We start from the raw sequence: 17,733 nt of genomic DNA, 5'->3' as shown, positions 1-17,733 counted from the left end.
ATGAATATTACTGCATGAGAAAGACCTTGAATTGGAGGATAAAACAACGTGGTTAGAACAATACATGATGCTGCTCAAGCGGGCCATACCGATGAGGTCATTCGATTTATCACACAACAGGGTAACCGGTTGAACGAACGGGATACATTGGGGCGGACACCTCTGCTGGCAGCGGTACACGGTAACAAGATAGACACGGCAAGGATGTTAGTGGACGCCGGAGCCGACATTAATCTTCGGGATGCACGATTGGACAACCTGCTGTTATACGCGAGTGCTGAGGGTATGTATGACATGGTCGAATTGGCGATTACAGCAGGTGCAGATACGAGGTTAACAAATCGTTTTGGCGGCACAGCTCTTATCCCAGCAGCGGATCGGGGCCATGTGGACATTGTGGAGCTTCTGCTGACACGCAGTGATGTGGATGTGAACCATATCAACAACCTGGGGTGGACAGCCTTGCTGGAAGCGGTCATTTTGGGAGATGGTGGGCCGCGTCACCAGCAGATTGTTGCCTTGCTTTTACAATATGGTGCAGATCCAAAGATTGCGGATCGGGACGGGATTACACCGCTTGCACATGCGCGCAAGCATCAATATACCGAAATGGAACGACTATTAATTCAAGTCTGAAGCGACTTATACGTTTATGATACAGAACAGTGAAAGGATATTCCTAACGAATGAACAGACATCTAGAGCATTTTTCACAAAAGAATATGAAGGACATATCTTCACTGATTTTGGCGGGCATACAGTGGTTTTTCTTCCTGTTTACCAATACCGTGGTTGTTCCGCTATCCATTGGACATAATTTTCATCTGTCCCCGGATGCGATCGCTGCATCGATGCAGCACGCATTTATACTTACCGGAGCAGTGTGTATCCTTCAAGCCGTATTTGGTCATCGATATGCGGTCATGGATGGTCCGTCAGGATTATGGTGGGGATTAACACTAAGCTTGACGGTATCTGCTTCATCAGCAGGTATGAGTCTTGAGCGTATTGGCGGTGGACTGGCTGCAGGTTTTCTGTTAGCGGGACTGACAATGATGATTCTGGGCTGGCTGGGGGCAGCGCGAGTGCTGCAAAAGCTGTTCACACCTATGGTGAAGAGTGCCATGCTGTTTCTGATGACGATTCAATTAACCATGAATTTTTTCAAAGGTATGATTGGATATACGGAGTTTGGCCGCTTCGATCTGCCTGTTGCCGCATTATCCGTTGTCATTGCATTTCTGGTGGCATGGATTCAATTGAAGGGTAGGGGGAAACTGGGGAACTACGCGATCCTGATTGGGATTGTGGCAGGCTGGATCGCTTATAGTCTATTGTTCCCTGGACAGCATAGCGGACAGCCGAATCAGACCCTGGCAGGTCTTGAACTGTTTCCGTGGGGAGTACCCAGATGGGAACCGGGGATCGTCATTACTGCTTTCTTTGTGGGACTGGTTAATATGACGAATTCGATCACCACATTAAGCACAGTCGAGAAGTTATATCGGGCAGAGACGACAAGCCGTCAATATCAGCGGTCCTATGCGCTAACGGGTCTGTTCACGATGTTGTCAGCCTGTGTGGGTGTGTTGCCCTTTGGTTTATTTGCATCTTCAATCGGGTTCCTAGAGAGTACTCGCATTCTGCGCCGGGCTGCCTTTATTATTGGAGCCGGTTTGTTATGTATGATGGGTCTTACACCTTCGGTTACAGCTTTTTTTGCACAAATACCACCAAGCGTTGGCAGTGCTGTTCTGTTCGTGGCCTATCTGCAGATGTTCGGCACGGCACTAAGAACGCTTGAAGGTACGACTTTTAATTCGAAAACGATCTATCGTGTAGCGTTGCCGGTACTTACTGGAGTTGCTGTAATGAACATTCCTGCAGAAGCCTTTCAAACGTTGCCCATGTATCTCATTCCCATTATAAGCAATGGTCTCGTGATGGGAGTGCTGGTATCATTAGTACTTGAAAAAACAGTGAACTGGTCCAAAATGGAACAACCAGTGACAGCTAGTAAAGCGGCATAAAGAGTTTCATCTTGCGACAGTCCAATTTGATTGGGCTGTTTTTTTGTTTTTTGTTATCAGGCTATATGACTATTTCACAATAATTTTTCCTTGCCCTGCAAGCATTCGCATCTCTCGGGAGAGACGATCCTGGTTCCCATCCTGCATTTCGAGTTGAACACCATAGTGCCATGAGGTGTTTTTTTCTTGACCCCAGCGGAGAGTGCCTTCCATATATAGAGGGTCTTCAAAGAGCAACATATTCATTCCAATCCGAATATCGTTATTCTCTACAGGAAGAGACAGCGGAAATGACAGCTGACAGCCGGATCGACTGATATCGCAGAGTTCGGCCTGAATGGGTTTGGCTGGTGCGTTAACCCCGTTGATGCTGAGAATATAGATCTCAAAGTGGATTGGTTCCTTCAATGTGTAGCGAAAGGGTTCTTTTCTATTGTTAATTGACATGGCTTCCTCCATCAGGTTCAAAAAAGTCAGTTATGCTTATATCGACCGTTTGGAGCGAGAAATGAAGAGTTGCGAAAGCAGAGATGGTCCATGGGCTCCTTTTACACGTGTACTAGGCTTGATATAATGATGGAATATATTTCTGAGTTCAGACCTGAATCAGACAGAAGGGGCGGATGAATATGCGAGGAACATTTCAAATGGTTACAGACACGGCAACATTGTGCCTGTATGATCTGGCGGCGTTGAGGCACCGTGTAGAGGATACTTCGGACTGGTGGTCCATTCCGGAGGATGAGCTGGCTGAGGTGAATGCAGGCCATTGTCTGTTCCTGAATCTGGGTGCGGATGGAGTGTATGATGTGGAATGGAGCTTGGAGGACTCAGATCGAGATTCAGATTGCGTAGCGGAACGGGAAAAGGTGTATCATCTGCAAGTTCCGTCTGGGCACGTCTATCTGGGAGCGGCGGATGATGTCACCGGTGGTGAATTGGAGCCGGATGAGTCGTGTGAAGGGGTTCTGTTTCAGTTAAAGCCCGGAAATTATGCGTGTATCGTCTCCAGAGAAGCCAGTCGGATCGCGATTGTCATGACACCAAGTATACAGGGAAATAACACCTTGGATGAATTAATTCGGATGTAGTGTACATATGTGAACAGGAGGCATTTCATATGCAGGATTGGAACGACACAACCATGATGAATGCAGATAGCTTGCGTAAACGGATGAGAATACTTGCTGCATTGGATATCATCTTTTCGGAGAAAGAATGGCTACGTGTTCATCATTATGAAGCCGAACTTCAGCCAAGTGTGGCGTGGGGAAGCATTGATAATGGAGCAGGTGATCATCTGCATGTATTGTTTACGAACTCTGGCACGTTGATCAAAGGATTCGATCATGAGTCACCCTTGAGCCCGCATGCTCGTGAGGATGGTGAGATCTACCCAGGCATGTACGATGAAGTACCGGAGACGTTGATGGCTGTTCTGCGAGATCAGGAAGAAACGTTGGATCTGGAGGATGTGACCTTTTGCCTATGGCAGGAAGGGGACGACTTGTCATGGAAGGTTGGTAACTGGATTCAGCTGGCGATGACCGAGGAAGACAAAGCGGACGCCAGAGGTGGTGCAGAATTTTTACTTGGATATATAGAGAAGAACTCGGAAGATTACGTTGATTGGGCAAAAGGGTACTACGACTTGCTGGATCTGTCGTTGGAAGCCGTAGCTGAAGTATATGAAGAAAAACCGGTGACTGCCAGTCTGATCAAGCAGTTGTGCCCTGAGCGAGATGTGGTAGCAGCACTGGATGAGTTGCAGCAACGCGGGTACGCCGTGGAACAGACGTAATGGAGTAGTGAAGGAGGAAAGTAGGCCATGTACAATGTACAACTGGAACGTATGCGTGAAAAGTTGATCACTCTCCGAAGTCTGGACCCGGATTTGGACCTGTTCGGTGCAGAAAACCATGAATATGAAATGGAACCTGTGTGGACGCAGGAGGATATCACACAATTTGAACAGAAATGGCGAATTGAGTTGCCGGAGGAGTATAAGGCATGGCTTCTTCATATGGGAACGGGTGGTGCAGGACCTTATTATGGTCTGGAAAACCCGGATGACGGCGTATACGCTGTGCTGGGTTATGATGATGAGCTGAATGCGATCTCGGACCCTTTTCAATTCACGGAAGCATGGAACTGGAACTATGACTGGTTCGATGACAGCAAGGAAGAAGAAGAGTGGGAGGCGCTGGAACATGAATATCTTGATCCAAAATGGTCAGCAGGCATGCTGCGCATCAGTGATTTTGGTTGTGCTATTTCCATGAATCTTATCGTTAAGGGAGCCTCCTACGGAGAAATATGGGTTGATGACCGGGCCAACCGAAATGGAATTTATCCTGATCAGTATTGGGGCAATACGAATCGACTACATTTTCTGGACTGGTATGAGTTGTGGTTGGATCGTTCAATCCATCAAATGCATGAACAAAAGCAACTATCTGGAGCAAACGAAGTCTGAAGGAGGTTATACATATGGGCTGGGAATACGGGATCAGAACAACGCAGCCTGCAATTTTACCTGAAGTTGTGAAGCGTCTGGCAGGTGCATTAACGTTTACCGATATGTATAGTCTGGAACCCCAAGCCAACGGCTTTGTATTAAAACGTGAAGATCCTTCCTGGCCTAGAGCACTGGAAGTGTGGATCGAAGAGGCTTCAGGCGTGGAAGAGATTGCGGACGGATCGTTGTATATCTACTGTTTGTTTCATATCTGGGGTGAAGAGGCGCGGGGCTGGATGCAACAGATGGAGCAGGAAAGCAGGCAGGTTGATGGCGGTTTAATCTGGTTTGAACTCTGATCGGTAGGAGATTTGCCTGAAACAGGAGGATTCTATATGGCTAAAAAATCAAAGAGGACTATTCCTGCGCTCATATACCAGTATCAAGGTCCGCAACGGAATGTGGGATTTGTTTTATCCCCTTTATACATACAAAAATCGGTCGAAGTAGAGATGGAAAACATGCTGTTCATATATCATGAAGACTTTGACTACATTCGTCCTGCATTAGATAGCGCCTTTCCCTTAACTGACCCGCGAACTGGAGAAGAGCTGAAGGCACTTGATTCCTGCTGGGAGAATCCGATTACAAAGGAAGTGTGGGTGGGGATTTTATCAGAGTTGGATCAACAGATTGTTGCAGAGCCAGAATTACGGATGTTTTTGAATCAGTTCACGGCTTGGGTGAGAAACCATCTGCAATTGGCTGATGGGATCGAAGTAACGGGTAATCTGTAAGTTAGATGATCTTGGATTGTTCATGCGTGTAGGTAATCAGTATACCGGCGGCCGAAGTGCTATGTAATCAAGCTCCCTCATGATGATGGCGGAGCTTTTTTTGATGAACATATATTAAAAACCGTTTGCTTCACTCACCCGTCTTATACCACAGAAAGAGAGAAGGAGGGATGCGGGGTGGAAACAAAAGCAGAGATGAACCAGAGGATATATGTACAGACCGAAGACGAGACGGCATTTGTGCAATCCATTATGGAACATCAAGATACGCTCATTTCCATCGCCTACAGTTACCTGCGTAATCGGCAAGATGCGCTGGAAGCGGTACAGGAGATGACGTGCCGGGCTTGGATCAAACGGCGTACGCTGAACAATGAGAAGGCGTTCAAATCTTGGATCATTCGGATTCTGATCTATGTCTGCATCGATGAACAGAGGCGCCGCAAGCGGGCGACACCTCTGGCGAAGGAGGATATAGAGGACAGCATTCCGGCGTCTTGGATGATTAGCGTTGATGATAATCGAATCGCTATGGAATCTCTTTTGCAAAAGGTGAAACCGAAATATCGCCATGTATTATTGCTGAAATATTATAACGACATGACACTGACGGATATTGCCTCCATCCTCGGCAAACCGGAAGGTACGATCAAGACCTGGCAGCATAAGGGGCTCCAGCAGTTGCGCAAGTTGATGAAGAACAGGAGGGATTGGCATGACCACTAACCCGGAGGAAAAAGCACTTCTTGCAGATGCATATCAGGTGAAAAGAGAGAAACAGCACTGGAATCCGGCGGACACGACTGCGGCAATTCAACGTGGTCTCGCAAAGGCCAGAACAAAACGCTCAGGTAGGACCGTTCGTATCAAATGGATCACGGCAGTGCTGGTTACGGTCTTGGCTGCAGGTTGGTTTCTTATAGGCCCGCTTGGAAACTATGGGCAACAAACGGCAACATATACTGAGCCTGTAACCCATTGGGGAGTACTAGAGCCCTTCCGTGGCCGGCTAACTTCGGATATGGAACGTGCTACGATTACTTCAACGCTCAATAATGGTTATGTGCAACTCGTGGATCAGACGGTTACATCGGGCATATATCAGTTTACCGTGAATGCAGTTATGGCAGATGAGAACAGGATAACCGTATTGTATACCGCCAGAACGGATGCTTCACAAGAGATATATTCGATCGTCAATACCAAGATGACGGATGCAAGAACAGGTTATGTCCTTGATAACGGAAATATAGGAGGGGTACATTTCTCAAATGATAAACATACTATCTATGGTCGGAATACAATTGAACGAAATCGAAACAAACCGTTGCCTGAGCAAGTGAATCTTCAGTTCCAGCTTTCTTCCGTTGTTCCGGATGTGGTGGAATATTCGGAAAACGGAGAGAAGGAACGGAAATATCAATTTTCCAAAAAAATGAATCTTTCTTTTGCACTGGATCCCAAATTCTCTATCCCCAAAACGGAAATCTTGAACGTTAATCGTACTTTTACCGTTGGGGGTTATGAAGTTATGTTGTCAGAAGTGGAATTATCACCGCTTGTGACTCGGGTTAGATTTGTTTTTGAGCCGGAGCAAGAGATCGATTACAAAACAAAGTTGTTGATCAGTGAGGTCGTTCAGCCTCTCGAGATTGTAACAACCACTAAAAACGGGAAACAGACCAATTTATCCATGGTAAGCGGGGGCGCAACAGGAGATGGAATGATGTATTCTTTCAGCAGCAATCTGTTGGACAATCCGAAGTCGATGATATTAAAACTTCGTGGCAAACCAGATAAGGTCTATGATGATTTACAGGAAGCCAAGAATGATGAACTGGGGATCAAAATCAAATAAGATGAACTACTTGGAATAACTCTTATTCGAATTGGGTGGTGTATTAGCCGAGGTTTTTAGTCAGGTTTTCATGCCAAACGATCAAAGTACTTTCGGTACCTTGATCGTTTTTTTGCTGTTTAGTATCTAGGGAAATAAATATGAAGATAAAAAATATCTTCGTCCGTGTGAAACGTTAAAGTTCCGTTGTATTGTTCCGTAATATGACGCATGCTCTTAATACCAAAGCCATGACGATCTGTGTTTTTCTTATTCGTTTGTATCACATCATCTCTAATAATCAGGTCACTATTAAAGTAGTTAGTGATATGAATAGATATGATACCGCTTTCATTTCCGATTGCAATAGAGATCGTTCGCTTCTTATCATGGGTTACGGATTGGACAGCCTCCAGTGCATTTTCTATTCCATTGCTTAAGAGGGAGTATAGATGAGTGGGTGAAATAAATGATAAACATCGGCCATCAGCCATGCAACTCATTCGAATCTGATTTTTTTCACAATAAAGCTGCTTTTTATAGAGAATTACGTCGAGGATATCACTACCGGTTTTCAACGATGTATCATAGACTTCAATAGCAGCATTCAATGACTCGAGTTCTTGATGTGTCAGTTTATAACTGATATTTGACAATTGTTGACGGAGATCGTGACATTTCATATTAATCAGTTCTATTTCACTTCGCATATTATCAAACTGTTTTTTCTCCACATAGAGTAGTTCATCCATGATTAATAAATCCTGTTTTAGTTTGCTGGTTTCTAATATTCTTGTGCGAAATAATAACGTAAGTAAAGCATACAGAATTGAAAAAATTCGAATGATGAAATCCAAGATACTATTTTCACCCTCGAAGGAGCGACTTAACGAGTTAATGATTACAGTGACGAAAATAAAGATCAATGAAAAAATAACAATTAAAACCTTGTTACTTCTATCGTGTTCATAGACTTTGTTTCGACGAAAAAGTAAAGCGAGTGAAATACTAAAAATACAATGTGTCAAGGAGTACACTAACCAATCCCGTAACGGAACCATTTCCTTGAAGGGGGAAAGTGTTTCATACGGATTTTGTTTGAATACAATAATGAATATTTCATAGAACCGACCTACAATCATCTGGATCGCAATTCCGCCACAGAGACAAAACAATAGTTCTGAAAAGTTTTCCTTAAATAGTAAGCATAAAGCACTCAAAACGAAAAGATAGACAACAGTACTTATGACTCCAGGAAATAGATAGGGATAATGATAATTCATATAAGATACCAACAATAGAAGTGGAATCGCCAAGTTAGCCATGATACATAGTTTTAACCAAAACCCTTTTGATTTTTGATAAGGCAGCGTCAAAATAAAAATACAAAACACAAATTCAATCAAACTAGCCGATCGAATGATAATCTGTTTGGAGTAGACAACCAAAAAATCAGAAATCATACTATTCATCTTTTTCTCTCACATATTCCATTAGTTTATTAACAAAGGCTTTTTTTCTGGGCTGACTGATCCGCAGCTCAACGCCTCCATCTAATGTAACAGTGTATCCATGTACTCTTTGCACATACGCCAGATTGACCAAGTAACAATTATTGCATCTGAAGAAATCATACCCGTGCATTTTTTTTTCGATGGATGAGATCGTGGCATACTGCCGGAAGCTATTTTCTACCGAGTGATAAATGACATGATGCCCTTCCGTTTCAACATAGCGGATGCTTTTGGGAGAAACTTTGAGCATTCCTTTGTCCGAAGGGATAAGTATTTCATCTTTGGGATTATCGTTAAGCCTTTGCATGGCCCGTGACATTTTCAAGGCAAAATCAAAGTACTCCACCGGCTTTAACATATAATCAAGCGCTTCCACTTCATATCCTTGAATAGCATATTGGGTAAGATTGGTGATGAAGATAAGAATTACTTTTTTATCAAGTAATCTGATACTACGCGCAGCATCCATTCCGTTCATATACGGTAATTGAATATCCATAAAGATGATATCAAAATTGGACTCGTAATTCTCTAATAGTGCAACAGCTTGAGAGAAATGCACAATATTGAAGGAAAGTCCTTTTTCAGCACTATAGTTCGTCAGATGACTTTCTAACAAACGCGCTTGATTGATATCATCCTCTACAATAGCGATTTTGATAATCATCATTCACCCCTCAGTTTTATCTCTAATGTATGTTCACTATAGAAAGCAAGCATCTCTTTGTCAATAATACAACCTAAAACTCAGCGCAAACTAAAAAAAAACCTCACAAACTAAAAACCCAATCGTGAATTTTCGTTAATTCTTTGAGTTTATGCCAAATACCACAAACAACCGGCGTTACCCCATACAATAAATATGCGCTTGAGAAAGCGTATACAAATACTTGATTAAAAGGGGATAGCAACATGGGGAAAAGAACAGCAAAAACAGCCTTCACAGCAATTTGTATGGTTATGATGTTGGTTGCATTAACAGCTTGCGGAAGTGGAACAGATGGAGAAAAGTCGGGTGCATCCAATAACCCTACAGGGTATTATGCGTCTACGACTAATGTTGCATTCACAAGTGCTTACCCAGAACATACGTTCAAAAGAGCCACTTTCGGCGTTCAATCCATTGAGACATTTGCAGATAATACGTACATCTTAACATCCACAGGTACTTCTTTTTCGGGAGCTCTACTATTTGAAGATAGCGGCGAATACGATGTTGTACCTAGAGGAGCGGACATCACTAAATATTATGGGACAGTAACTGTAAAAGACGAAGATGGGCTACGTACACTTGAATTATCCCAACCCACATCCGTGATGGTGAATAGTTCATACTCGGCAGGTGCAAACCCAATTGGCTATTTGAATACACTCGCATGGACGGATGAAATGGGGCAAGCAGCTGGTGGAGAAGGAGCAGCCTTAACAGCAGAGCAATACCTTGAATCTGTATCATTCCCGGCAACTTCTATCATTGTTGACCCTGCAAGAGCAAGCTTCGATTATACGGTACTTAAAGAGAGCGAAGAAGCAACACATTAAGTTAAATAAATGGACTCTGTAGGAGGTAGCTGCATTGAAAAGCAAAAAAAAATTATGGCGCGGATTGACCGCGCTTTCAGCATTCCTTTTAGCCTTTAGTTTATTCATGACGGAGTTGCTAATGAGTTGGAGTGGTCAAGTGAATGTTTTTCTTAAAATCACTCCGCCTGTGATCCAAGCTGATGAGAGCTCCATGTATTATAAAAGCAAATATGAGTTATCTGATCAGGGTCTAGCAGAGATGTTAGTTGATTCAGATAAACATGACGTGCAAACGATGGAAGAAGGAACGGTTCTCTTAAAAAATAACCAATCCTCTCTGCCGTTACGTGCTGAAGAACGTAGTGTTACCTTGTTTGGTCGGGCGACGGCAGATCCGGTATTTAGCGGGAACTCTGGTGGACCCGGTATGGATGAGAAACGTCAGGTTAATTTATACAACGCTTTGAAGGAAGCTGGATTCACCATTAATGACAAGTTGTTGGATGCTTACAAGAACAGTGATGTGGCTAGAGCAAAAGCATCTCCGGATTGGTTCATTGGTGAAGTCGACAAAAACTTCTATACCAGTGACTTGCAAGCAACATACCAAGATAATTTCAATGATGTGGCTATTGTCATGTTGTCCCGTGATGGTGGGGAAGGTAAAGACTTAGCGACAACCGACAGAGACGGTATGTCTTACTTGGCACTTCATAACACAGAAAAAGATCTATTGAAAATGATCAAAGATAGCGGAAAATTTTCGAAGATTGTTGTTCTCATCAATAGTGCATATGCGATGGAACTAGGTTGGCTTGAAGAACAGGAATACGGAGTCGACGCTGCCCTGTGGATCGGAAATCCGGGTCTTAAAGGTTTTACAGGTGTAGCTAATGTATTAGTAGGTGCGGCTGATCCTTCAGGTAGACTCGTGGATACCTTTGCAGCAGATTCCTTGTCTGCACCAGCGGTAAGAAATGCAGGCGATTTTCAATATTCAAATGATAATGGTCATTATATCATCCAGGCAGAGGGAATCTATCAAGGATACAAGTACTACGAAACAAGATATCACGATGCTGTCTTGGGTCTGAATAATGCGGACAGCAGCGCAGGTGCTTTTGTTAATCAAGAACGCTGGAGCTATGCTGACGAAATGGTATATCCATTTGGTTATGGAACGAGCTATGCTAATTTCACTCAGCAGTTAACTTCGGTTGAATGGGACAGAAATGCCAAAACAGTAACGGCTCAGGTTAAGGTGACGAATGAGGGCTATCCTCAGGAATCAGCATATACAGGAAAGTCCAAATCAGTCGTACAGGTCTATGCTCAACTTCCATATGAAGAAGGGCAAGCAGAGAAGTCGGCAATTCAGTTAGTTGGATTCGGGAAAACGAGTGAACTGGCTGTAGGTGAATCTGAAGATGTCACTGTTACCATTGATGACTATTTATTTGCAACCTATGACGAGAACGCTGAAAATGGGGCTGATCCCAGCAAGAAGGGGAGCTATGTCTTTGATCCAGGGGACTACTATTTTGCAATTGGTAATGATAGTCATGACGCTCTCAATAATGTGATGGCGAATAAGCAAGGTGCAGCAGTAGCAGGCAAGCTGTTATTGGCTGATGGTTCAGTGGTAGATGGAGATGCAAATAAAGCAGTCTCTGTACCGTTAGAAACTTTGGACAACGTGACCTACGCAAAATCTCAACAAACAGATGAAGTGGTTTCCAATCAATATGAAGATATTGATTATAATTACTTCGCTGAAAATGCAGTTACGTATTTAACACGTAATGACTGGGACACGTACCCTAAAGCATACACCGATGTTGAGGCTACCGATAAATTAAAAGAAGTATTGTATAACGAAAAATATCAAAAGCCTAGTGATGCCCCAGCATATGATAGCTTTGCCCAAGGTGTAGATGCAGGGCTGAAACTGGTTGATATGAAGGACGTTCCGTTTGATGACGATGAGAAATGGAATACGTTTTTGAGTCAATTAACGGTTGCTGAGCTGAGTGCGACGATCGGGGAGAATTTTGGACAACCAGCTGTGAAGTCCATTAATAAACCTGCCAACAAAAATACAGATGGACCTTCAGGCGCCCAATCCAATTATTTATTTAATAATGGTCAACCGTCTACGGCACATGTTAGTCAAATTGTAGCAGCATCAACATGGAACCAACAGCTCATAGCAGAACGTGGTGATTTTATCGCAGAGGATGCCTTGTTCAGTGGAACGACACAGCTGTGGTCACCAGGAGCCAATCTACACCGGACTCCGTTTAGTGGACGTAACTTTGAATATTATTCTGAAGATAGCATTCTGAGCTATATCATGGGTGCAGTTCAGACAGAAGCAATGCAAGCGAAGGGGTTAACCGCTGCCATTAAACACTTTGTTGCCAATGATCAAGAGACGAATAGAAGCGAGTTAGCTACATTTGCAACTGAACAATCCTATCGTCAAGGTCCTTTGAAAGCATTTGAGGGTGCCTTCACCAAAGGAGAAGCGCTTGGTACGATGATGTCATTTTCGCGAATTGGTGCACGATTGGCCTATGCAGATCATGCAACACTGACACAAGTGCTTAGAAATGAATGGGGCTTCAAAGGGGTTACGATTACAGATTCAGTTAAGGGTAACCCGAATATCCCAACTGTGGAATCACTTGTTGCTGGAACAGATACGTTTAATGCGGATACTGCCCGTGCCAGTGAAATTCACAAATACCTTGCAAGTAACAAGGATGGTTACGTATTGCAGGAGTTAAGAAGAGCGAATAAAGGCTTCTATTATTCCTTAGCTAATTCTACTTTGATTAATGGTCTATCCGCCGAAACCGAAGTAGAAGATTTTGTACCATGGTGGCAAACATTTTTGAAAGTTACAAATTATGCACTTGGTGCATTAACGCTGTTGAGTTTAATCCTGTTCATTAGAACTGGCTATGCAAGAAGGATAAAGGGGGTTTAACCTAAATGGTCTTATTTAAAGACAGAACACTGGGTTTTTGGATCGGATTTATGGCTGCAAGTTTGATGCTGGTAGCTAACATTGTGTTTCTCATTGTTAATCATGGTGATCGCACCTTTTCCTTCATCACCTTTGGTTTAATTATTGCTGGCGTATTAGGAGAATTGCTGGTTTTGCTTAAAAACTATTTCTTTGCCCCTATTCTACCAGCCGTTTCTTTTGGAGTGGCATTATCCATGCATTTCTATTTAGGGTTCCCGACATTATCAGATGTTGTGAACGGAGTTAACTTTATTGGAGGGAATCCTCAAGCTGTTCTGGTCTTTGGTATTGCCTTTGCGATTGGAACCATTGCAGCACTGATCTCTTGTTTTATGAAACAATCCAAGTCCGAAGGGTTAAACCATACGGTTCATACTTCAAAATGAAAGCGGAGAAACATAAATGAGAAAAATTAGTATCTGTGATGGATGGAGTTTTGTAGAGAATATTACTGATGAATTTTTCAACTTTACATGTGAGGGGACAGCCGTAAGGCTGCCCCATACTTGTAAAGAAGTCCCTGTACACTACATGGAAGAGAGCGCTTGTCAGATGATCTGTGGTTATAGACGTCATCTGATGGTTCCGGATTCACTGAAAGGTCAGCGTTTGTTTCTTCAGTTTGATGGGGCCGCTCACGTAGCAGAAGTATTTGTCAATGGCGAGCAGCTAACAACTCACAATGGCGGATACACTGCTTTTCGAGTAGAAGTAACGGATAAACTGGTGTACGGAGCCGAGAACAGAATTGTCGTTCGTCTGAATACACGAGAAGATGCAAATGTACCGCCATTTGGTCATGTCATTGATTACATGACTTACGGTGGACTCTATCGTGAAGCATGGTTGTTAGTTGCTAATGAAAGCTATGTAGAAGATGTTTTTGTTCGAACACCGGAGAAAAACCAAGCACTGATCGACGTTACCATTAGTCATCCTGATTCAACACACGTTGTGGAATTAAGCTTGTTAGATCAACAGCAAACGATAGTTGCCCATACAACCCTGAATGTAACAGGGTCAGAACTTAAAGAATGCAAAATTAATGTTCCTGATAGCAACGTGTGGAGCCCGGAGACTCCTTATCTTTACTCGTTGATAGCAACACTTAAAAAGCATAATGGAGAAATAATCGACGAATATAATGTATTTTTCGGATTCCGCCAAATTGATTTTCGCTATGATGGATTTTATTTGAATGGTGAAAAATATAAGATTCGCGGGCTGAATCGCCACCAGAGTTATCCGTATGTAGGTTATGCCATGCCTGCGTCAATGCAGGTGGAGGATGCACGAATATTAAAGGAAGAACTACATGTTAATGCAGTTCGCACCTCGCACTACCCTCAGTCCAAGTATTTTCTAGATGCATGTGATCGTTTAGGCTTGCTCGTGTTTACCGAAACACCAGGTTGGCAACATATCAAAGACGATGAAGAATGGAAACAAATCGTTTGTGAAAATGTGGAAGAAATGATTTTGCAGTATCGTAATCACCCGTCCATTATTCTGTGGGGGGTTCGATTGAATGAGTCGCAAGATGATGACGTTCTATATACAAAGACCAATGAAATCGCTCGCCGTTTGGATCACAGCAGACAGACCAGTGGAGTTCGCTTCCTGTGGAGAAGTAATCTATTAGAAGATGTCTATGGGTTTAATGATTTTTCTCATACTGGAAAGAACGGTGCACTATTACCAAGGTGGTTGATTTCACCAAGTAAAAACAAAGCGTATTTGATCTCCGAATTTAATGGTCATATGTTTCCAACAAAAGCAACAGATGAGCCTTCTCGCCGTCTTTCTCATGCTATGCGTTACGCCAATGTCTTGAATGAAGTATATAAAAGAGAAGACATTGCAGGCTCTTTCGGCTGGTGTATGTTTGATTATCAAACCCATGGTGATTTTGGATCTGGGGATCGCATTTGTTATCACGGCGTGATGGACATGTTTCGTAACCCGAAGCTTGCTGCCAGAGTCTACGCCAGTTTCTCAGAAGATGCTCCTGTTCTGGAAGTGGGTTCAGATATGCATATCGGAGATTACCCTGGTGGCGCTGTTGGTGAAAACTACATCTTCACGAATGCGGACCAAGTCCGGCTGTATAAGAATGAGATCATGATCCGGGAGTTTGAACCGGTTAACCAAAAGTATCGTTATTTACCACATCCACCGATCGAATTCTATGACACCGTAGGAAACGTAATTGAAGAAGGAGAGAAGTATTCCCGTAAGAAAGCAGATGCCATCAAAGAGAGCCTATTAGCTATCCAGCGCTTTGGAACTGCATTACCTGTAAAATATATTTTTAAAGCAGTGTGGGTCATGTGTCGTCACCTTGTATCGCCGATCACCTTCTATCGTTTGTTTTTCAAGTACATCGAGAATTGGGGAGCTTCAGCGCCTGTCTATCGTTTTGAAGCTGTGAAAAAAGGAAAGGTTGTCGCAGAGGTTGTGAAATCATCTAACGCGAGTATTCATGTGGAAACCACCGTTAGTGCTGCGGAATTAGTCGAAGCTGACACGTATGATATGGCGTCAGTTCGTATTCGAGTAGTAGATGCCAATAACAATAATGCAACCTACTCTCATTTACCTTTATTTCTAAAAGCGGAAGGTGCGATAGAAATCGTAGGACCAGACTGTGTCGTCGCAGAGGGTGGTATGTGTGGTACGTATATCAAGACACACGGAACAGCTGGCGAAGGAATATTGACCATCACCTCCAATCAGACTGAACCTATCCAATTAAGCTTTAACGTGAAATTAGAAGGAAGTGATCGGTATGCAAGCAATCAGGTTGCGCTGGAACAATTATAGAGATAGGCATCCCAAGTTAGCAGAATTTTTAATGTTTCTAATCTTGAGTAATGGCATCACCGTTTTTCAGATGGTCCTTATGCCTGTGTTAAAGGCCATGTTTAGCGGAAGCAGTATGGAAGCCTATACTTTTCAACTTTTTCCGCTAGGTCATAATTTTGACGGGTCAGTTTACTATATTTTCAATTATCCAGCGGGTTCAATTGCATCGGGTGGAGGTGGAGGTCTAGCTTACTTCATTGCTGTCCAATTAACCTTGGCTATTGCTCAGATCATTAATTTCTTTGCACAACGAAATATCACCTTCCGATCCAAAGGGAACATTTATAAAGCGGCGTTCTGGTATCTTGTAGCTTATATTTTGATTACCATTTGTGCAGGAGCCCTTCAGGGGTGGTATAAGGAACCGATCTACAGCTTCTTTATCGAACGATTTGGAAGATCTGGTGAGACAACGGCGGATCTGATCACCATGATTATTAATGCCGCCATTTCATTCTGGGTATATTTCCCGATATTGAAAATCATATTTAAAGAGAAGAAAAACAAGATAACAATAGGATAAATACAAGATACTAAGAAGAGGTTTGTTATGAAACTATTATCTTTCGTAATACCGTGTTTTAACTCGCAGGATTACATGGATCGGTGTATAGATAGCTTGCTAATTGACGATGAAGAACTTGAGGTCATTATTGTTAACGATGGATCTAGCGATAGTACCCAAAGGATTGCAGATCAGTATGAGGCGAAGTATCCATCCATTGTAAGAGTCGTACACCAAGAAAATTTAGGCCACGGTGGAGCGGTCAATACAGGTATTAGTTTTGCTACTGGATTATTCTTAAAGGTTGTTGACAGTGATGATTGGATTGATCCGAGTGCCTTCAAAGAAATACTTGCAACACTAAAAACGTTGGTAGCGGAAGATAAAACAGTCGACATGGTTGTAAGTAATTTTGTCTATGAGAAAACAGGGAAAAAGTACAAAAAGGTGATGGAGTACGGAAAAAACTTTCCTGAAGGATGCATTTTCTCATGGGATGATATTAAACCCTTTCGCAAAGGTCAGTATATTTTGATGCATTCGATTATTTATCGCACGAGTCTATTGAAAGAATGCAAATTGAAACTTCCAGAGCATACGTTTTATGTGGATAATCTATTTGTGTTTCAACCGCTGGAAAAAGTGGAGCGCATCTATTATGTAAATGTCGATTTCTACCGCTATTTCATTGGAAGAGAAGATCAATCCGTCAACGAAAAAGTGATGATTGAACGAATTGACCAACAGCTGAAAGTAAATAAACTCATGATCGATCAGATCAATATGGAAGAAATTAAAAGCCTGAAACTTCGTCAATATATGCTGAACCATCTCGAAATAATAACCGTGATCTCTACCATATTATTGATTCGTTCAGGAAAGAAGGAAAATCTAAAAACGAAAAAAGAACTGTGGAAGTACATGAAGGATAAAGATATTGAATTATACAATAGTATCCGGTATGGAGCCATGGGAAGATTGATGAATATGCCGGGTCATTTGGGTCGCACCATGTCAGTAGCTGCCTATAAATTATCACAGAAGATTGTGGGATTTAATTGAAAGTATAATACAACGTTTATCATCTTCAAACCTGTGGATACGTATAGAATCCACAGGTTATTTTATATCAATTGCTTTCTTATACACGAATGAAAGGTAAGGTGAGT

18 protein-coding genes are annotated in these 17,733 nt (G+C 42.7%); 15 read left to right on the top strand and 3 right to left on the bottom strand.

The annotated features are described in order from the left end of the window. The first annotated feature begins 48 nt into the window (after nucleotides 1-48). A complete protein-coding gene (locus tag MHI06_RS21880; protein ID WP_340399094.1) occupies nucleotides 49-636 on the top strand; it encodes an ankyrin repeat domain-containing protein in 588 nt (195 codons plus the stop codon). A 50-nt stretch (nucleotides 637-686) separates the two neighbouring features. Beyond that, the gene (locus tag MHI06_RS21875) at nucleotides 687-2,030 is read left to right on the top strand and encodes a uracil/xanthine transporter (RefSeq protein ID WP_340399093.1); all 1,344 of its coding nucleotides are present in this window, start codon (nucleotides 687-689) and stop codon (nucleotides 2,028-2,030) included. 69 nt (nucleotides 2,031-2,099) lie between these two features. On the opposite strand, the gene MHI06_RS21870 is transcribed toward MHI06_RS21875, so the two are convergent. Next, nucleotides 2,100-2,477 (bottom strand): PilZ domain-containing protein, encoded by a 378-nt coding sequence (locus MHI06_RS21870; RefSeq protein WP_036617371.1) that lies wholly within the window; start codon nucleotides 2,475-2,477, stop codon nucleotides 2,100-2,102. Nucleotides 2,478-2,659: 182 nt separating this feature from the next. Here MHI06_RS21870 and MHI06_RS21865 point away from each other — a divergent pair, with 182 nt between their 5' ends. The 7 genes from MHI06_RS21865 to MHI06_RS21835 all read left to right on the top strand — a co-directional run bounded on the left by MHI06_RS21865 (nucleotide 2,660) and on the right by MHI06_RS21835 (nucleotide 7,143). Then, nucleotides 2,660-3,121: a DUF6386 family protein gene (locus MHI06_RS21865; protein ID WP_340399092.1), complete on the top strand. Its 462-nt coding sequence runs from the start codon at nucleotides 2,660-2,662 to the stop codon at nucleotides 3,119-3,121. 29 nt (nucleotides 3,122-3,150) lie between these two features. Further along, complete coding sequence (locus tag MHI06_RS21860) at nucleotides 3,151-3,831, top strand: hypothetical protein (RefSeq protein WP_340399091.1); 681 nt, start codon at nucleotides 3,151-3,153, stop codon at nucleotides 3,829-3,831. Nucleotides 3,832-3,858: 27 nt separating this feature from the next. Continuing rightward, nucleotides 3,859-4,506, top strand: coding sequence for an SMI1/KNR4 family protein (locus MHI06_RS21855; RefSeq protein ID WP_340399090.1), 648 nt, complete (start codon nucleotides 3,859-3,861; stop codon nucleotides 4,504-4,506). 14 nt (nucleotides 4,507-4,520) lie between these two features. Beyond that, complete coding sequence (locus MHI06_RS21850; RefSeq protein ID WP_340399089.1) at nucleotides 4,521-4,847, top strand: hypothetical protein; 327 nt, start codon at nucleotides 4,521-4,523, stop codon at nucleotides 4,845-4,847. Nucleotides 4,848-4,883: 36 nt separating this feature from the next. After that, complete coding sequence (locus MHI06_RS21845; RefSeq protein ID WP_340399088.1) at nucleotides 4,884-5,285, top strand: hypothetical protein; 402 nt, start codon at nucleotides 4,884-4,886, stop codon at nucleotides 5,283-5,285. Nucleotides 5,286-5,462: 177 nt separating this feature from the next. Then, the gene (locus MHI06_RS21840) at nucleotides 5,463-6,011 is read left to right on the top strand and encodes a sigma-70 family RNA polymerase sigma factor (protein ID WP_340399087.1); all 549 of its coding nucleotides are present in this window, start codon (nucleotides 5,463-5,465) and stop codon (nucleotides 6,009-6,011) included. Next, entirely contained in the window at nucleotides 6,001-7,143 is a 1,143-nt protein-coding gene (locus tag MHI06_RS21835) for a DUF4179 domain-containing protein (protein ID WP_340399086.1), read from the top strand. Before MHI06_RS21840 ends, MHI06_RS21835 begins: the two co-directional genes overlap by 11 nt. 119 nt (nucleotides 7,144-7,262) lie before the next feature. On the opposite strand, the gene MHI06_RS21830 is transcribed toward MHI06_RS21835, so the two are convergent. Continuing rightward, entirely contained in the window at nucleotides 7,263-8,594 is a 1,332-nt protein-coding gene (locus MHI06_RS21830) for an ATP-binding protein (RefSeq protein WP_340399085.1), read from the bottom strand. Continuing rightward, complete coding sequence (locus tag MHI06_RS21825; protein ID WP_169481304.1) at nucleotides 8,587-9,306, bottom strand: LytTR family DNA-binding domain-containing protein; 720 nt, start codon at nucleotides 9,304-9,306, stop codon at nucleotides 8,587-8,589. Before MHI06_RS21825 ends, MHI06_RS21830 begins: the two co-directional genes overlap by 8 nt. Nucleotides 9,307-9,548: 242 nt before the next feature. Here MHI06_RS21825 and MHI06_RS21820 point away from each other — a divergent pair, with 242 nt between their 5' ends. The 6 genes from MHI06_RS21820 to MHI06_RS21795 are packed head-to-tail and all read left to right on the top strand — an operon-like array spanning nucleotide 9,549 to nucleotide 17,626. Next, entirely contained in the window at nucleotides 9,549-10,178 is a 630-nt protein-coding gene (locus MHI06_RS21820) for a hypothetical protein (protein ID WP_340399084.1), read from the top strand. Nucleotides 10,179-10,212: 34 nt separating this feature from the next. Continuing rightward, complete coding sequence (locus tag MHI06_RS21815) at nucleotides 10,213-13,152, top strand: glycoside hydrolase family 3 C-terminal domain-containing protein (RefSeq protein ID WP_340399083.1); 2,940 nt, start codon at nucleotides 10,213-10,215, stop codon at nucleotides 13,150-13,152. A gap of 5 nt (nucleotides 13,153-13,157) precedes the next feature. Beyond that, a complete protein-coding gene (locus MHI06_RS21810; RefSeq protein WP_169481301.1) occupies nucleotides 13,158-13,580 on the top strand; it encodes a hypothetical protein in 423 nt (140 codons plus the stop codon). Between the two features lie 16 nt (nucleotides 13,581-13,596). Continuing rightward, a complete protein-coding gene (locus MHI06_RS21805; protein ID WP_340399082.1) occupies nucleotides 13,597-16,017 on the top strand; it encodes a glycoside hydrolase family 2 TIM barrel-domain containing protein in 2,421 nt (806 codons plus the stop codon). Next, nucleotides 15,983-16,582, top strand: a complete 600-nt coding sequence (locus tag MHI06_RS21800) for a hypothetical protein (protein ID WP_169481299.1) — start codon at nucleotides 15,983-15,985, stop codon at nucleotides 16,580-16,582. The genes MHI06_RS21805 and MHI06_RS21800 overlap by 35 nt, the downstream gene beginning before the upstream one ends. Nucleotides 16,583-16,609: 27 nt before the next feature. Beyond that, the gene (locus MHI06_RS21795) at nucleotides 16,610-17,626 is read left to right on the top strand and encodes a glycosyltransferase family A protein (RefSeq protein WP_340399081.1); all 1,017 of its coding nucleotides are present in this window, start codon (nucleotides 16,610-16,612) and stop codon (nucleotides 17,624-17,626) included. The last annotated feature ends 107 nt before the right edge of the window (nucleotides 17,627-17,733 follow it).

Origin of the sequence: Paenibacillus sp. FSL H8-0079, assembly GCF_037991315.1 — a bacterium.
Lineage (GTDB): Bacteria > Bacillota > Bacilli > Paenibacillales > Paenibacillaceae > Paenibacillus.
Note: the sequence above shows the minus strand (reverse complement) of the source record. Positions and strands in the feature narration are given on the sequence as shown.

Coding starts and splice junctions, on each gene's coding strand:
- MHI06_RS21835 (WP_340399086.1), top strand. CDS start 6,001: ATGACCACTAACCCGGAGGAAAAAGCACTTCTTGCAGATGCATATCAG.
- MHI06_RS21875 (WP_340399093.1), top strand. CDS start 687: ATGAACAGACATCTAGAGCATTTTTCACAAAAGAATATGAAGGACATA.
- MHI06_RS21865 (WP_340399092.1), top strand. CDS start 2,660: ATGCGAGGAACATTTCAAATGGTTACAGACACGGCAACATTGTGCCTG.
- MHI06_RS21825 (WP_169481304.1), bottom strand. CDS start 9,306: ATGATGATTATCAAAATCGCTATTGTAGAGGATGATATCAATCAAGCG.
- MHI06_RS21795 (WP_340399081.1), top strand. CDS start 16,610: ATGAAACTATTATCTTTCGTAATACCGTGTTTTAACTCGCAGGATTAC.
- MHI06_RS21845 (WP_340399088.1), top strand. CDS start 4,884: ATGGCTAAAAAATCAAAGAGGACTATTCCTGCGCTCATATACCAGTAT.
- MHI06_RS21820 (WP_340399084.1), top strand. CDS start 9,549: ATGGGGAAAAGAACAGCAAAAACAGCCTTCACAGCAATTTGTATGGTT.
- MHI06_RS21810 (WP_169481301.1), top strand. CDS start 13,158: ATGGTCTTATTTAAAGACAGAACACTGGGTTTTTGGATCGGATTTATG.
- MHI06_RS21800 (WP_169481299.1), top strand. CDS start 15,983: ATGCAAGCAATCAGGTTGCGCTGGAACAATTATAGAGATAGGCATCCC.
- MHI06_RS21805 (WP_340399082.1), top strand. CDS start 13,597: ATGAGAAAAATTAGTATCTGTGATGGATGGAGTTTTGTAGAGAATATT.
- MHI06_RS21860 (WP_340399091.1), top strand. CDS start 3,151: ATGCAGGATTGGAACGACACAACCATGATGAATGCAGATAGCTTGCGT.
- MHI06_RS21830 (WP_340399085.1), bottom strand. CDS start 8,594: ATGAATAGTATGATTTCTGATTTTTTGGTTGTCTACTCCAAACAGATT.
- MHI06_RS21870 (WP_036617371.1), bottom strand. CDS start 2,477: ATGTCAATTAACAATAGAAAAGAACCCTTTCGCTACACATTGAAGGAA.
- MHI06_RS21850 (WP_340399089.1), top strand. CDS start 4,521: ATGGGCTGGGAATACGGGATCAGAACAACGCAGCCTGCAATTTTACCT.
- MHI06_RS21855 (WP_340399090.1), top strand. CDS start 3,859: ATGTACAATGTACAACTGGAACGTATGCGTGAAAAGTTGATCACTCTC.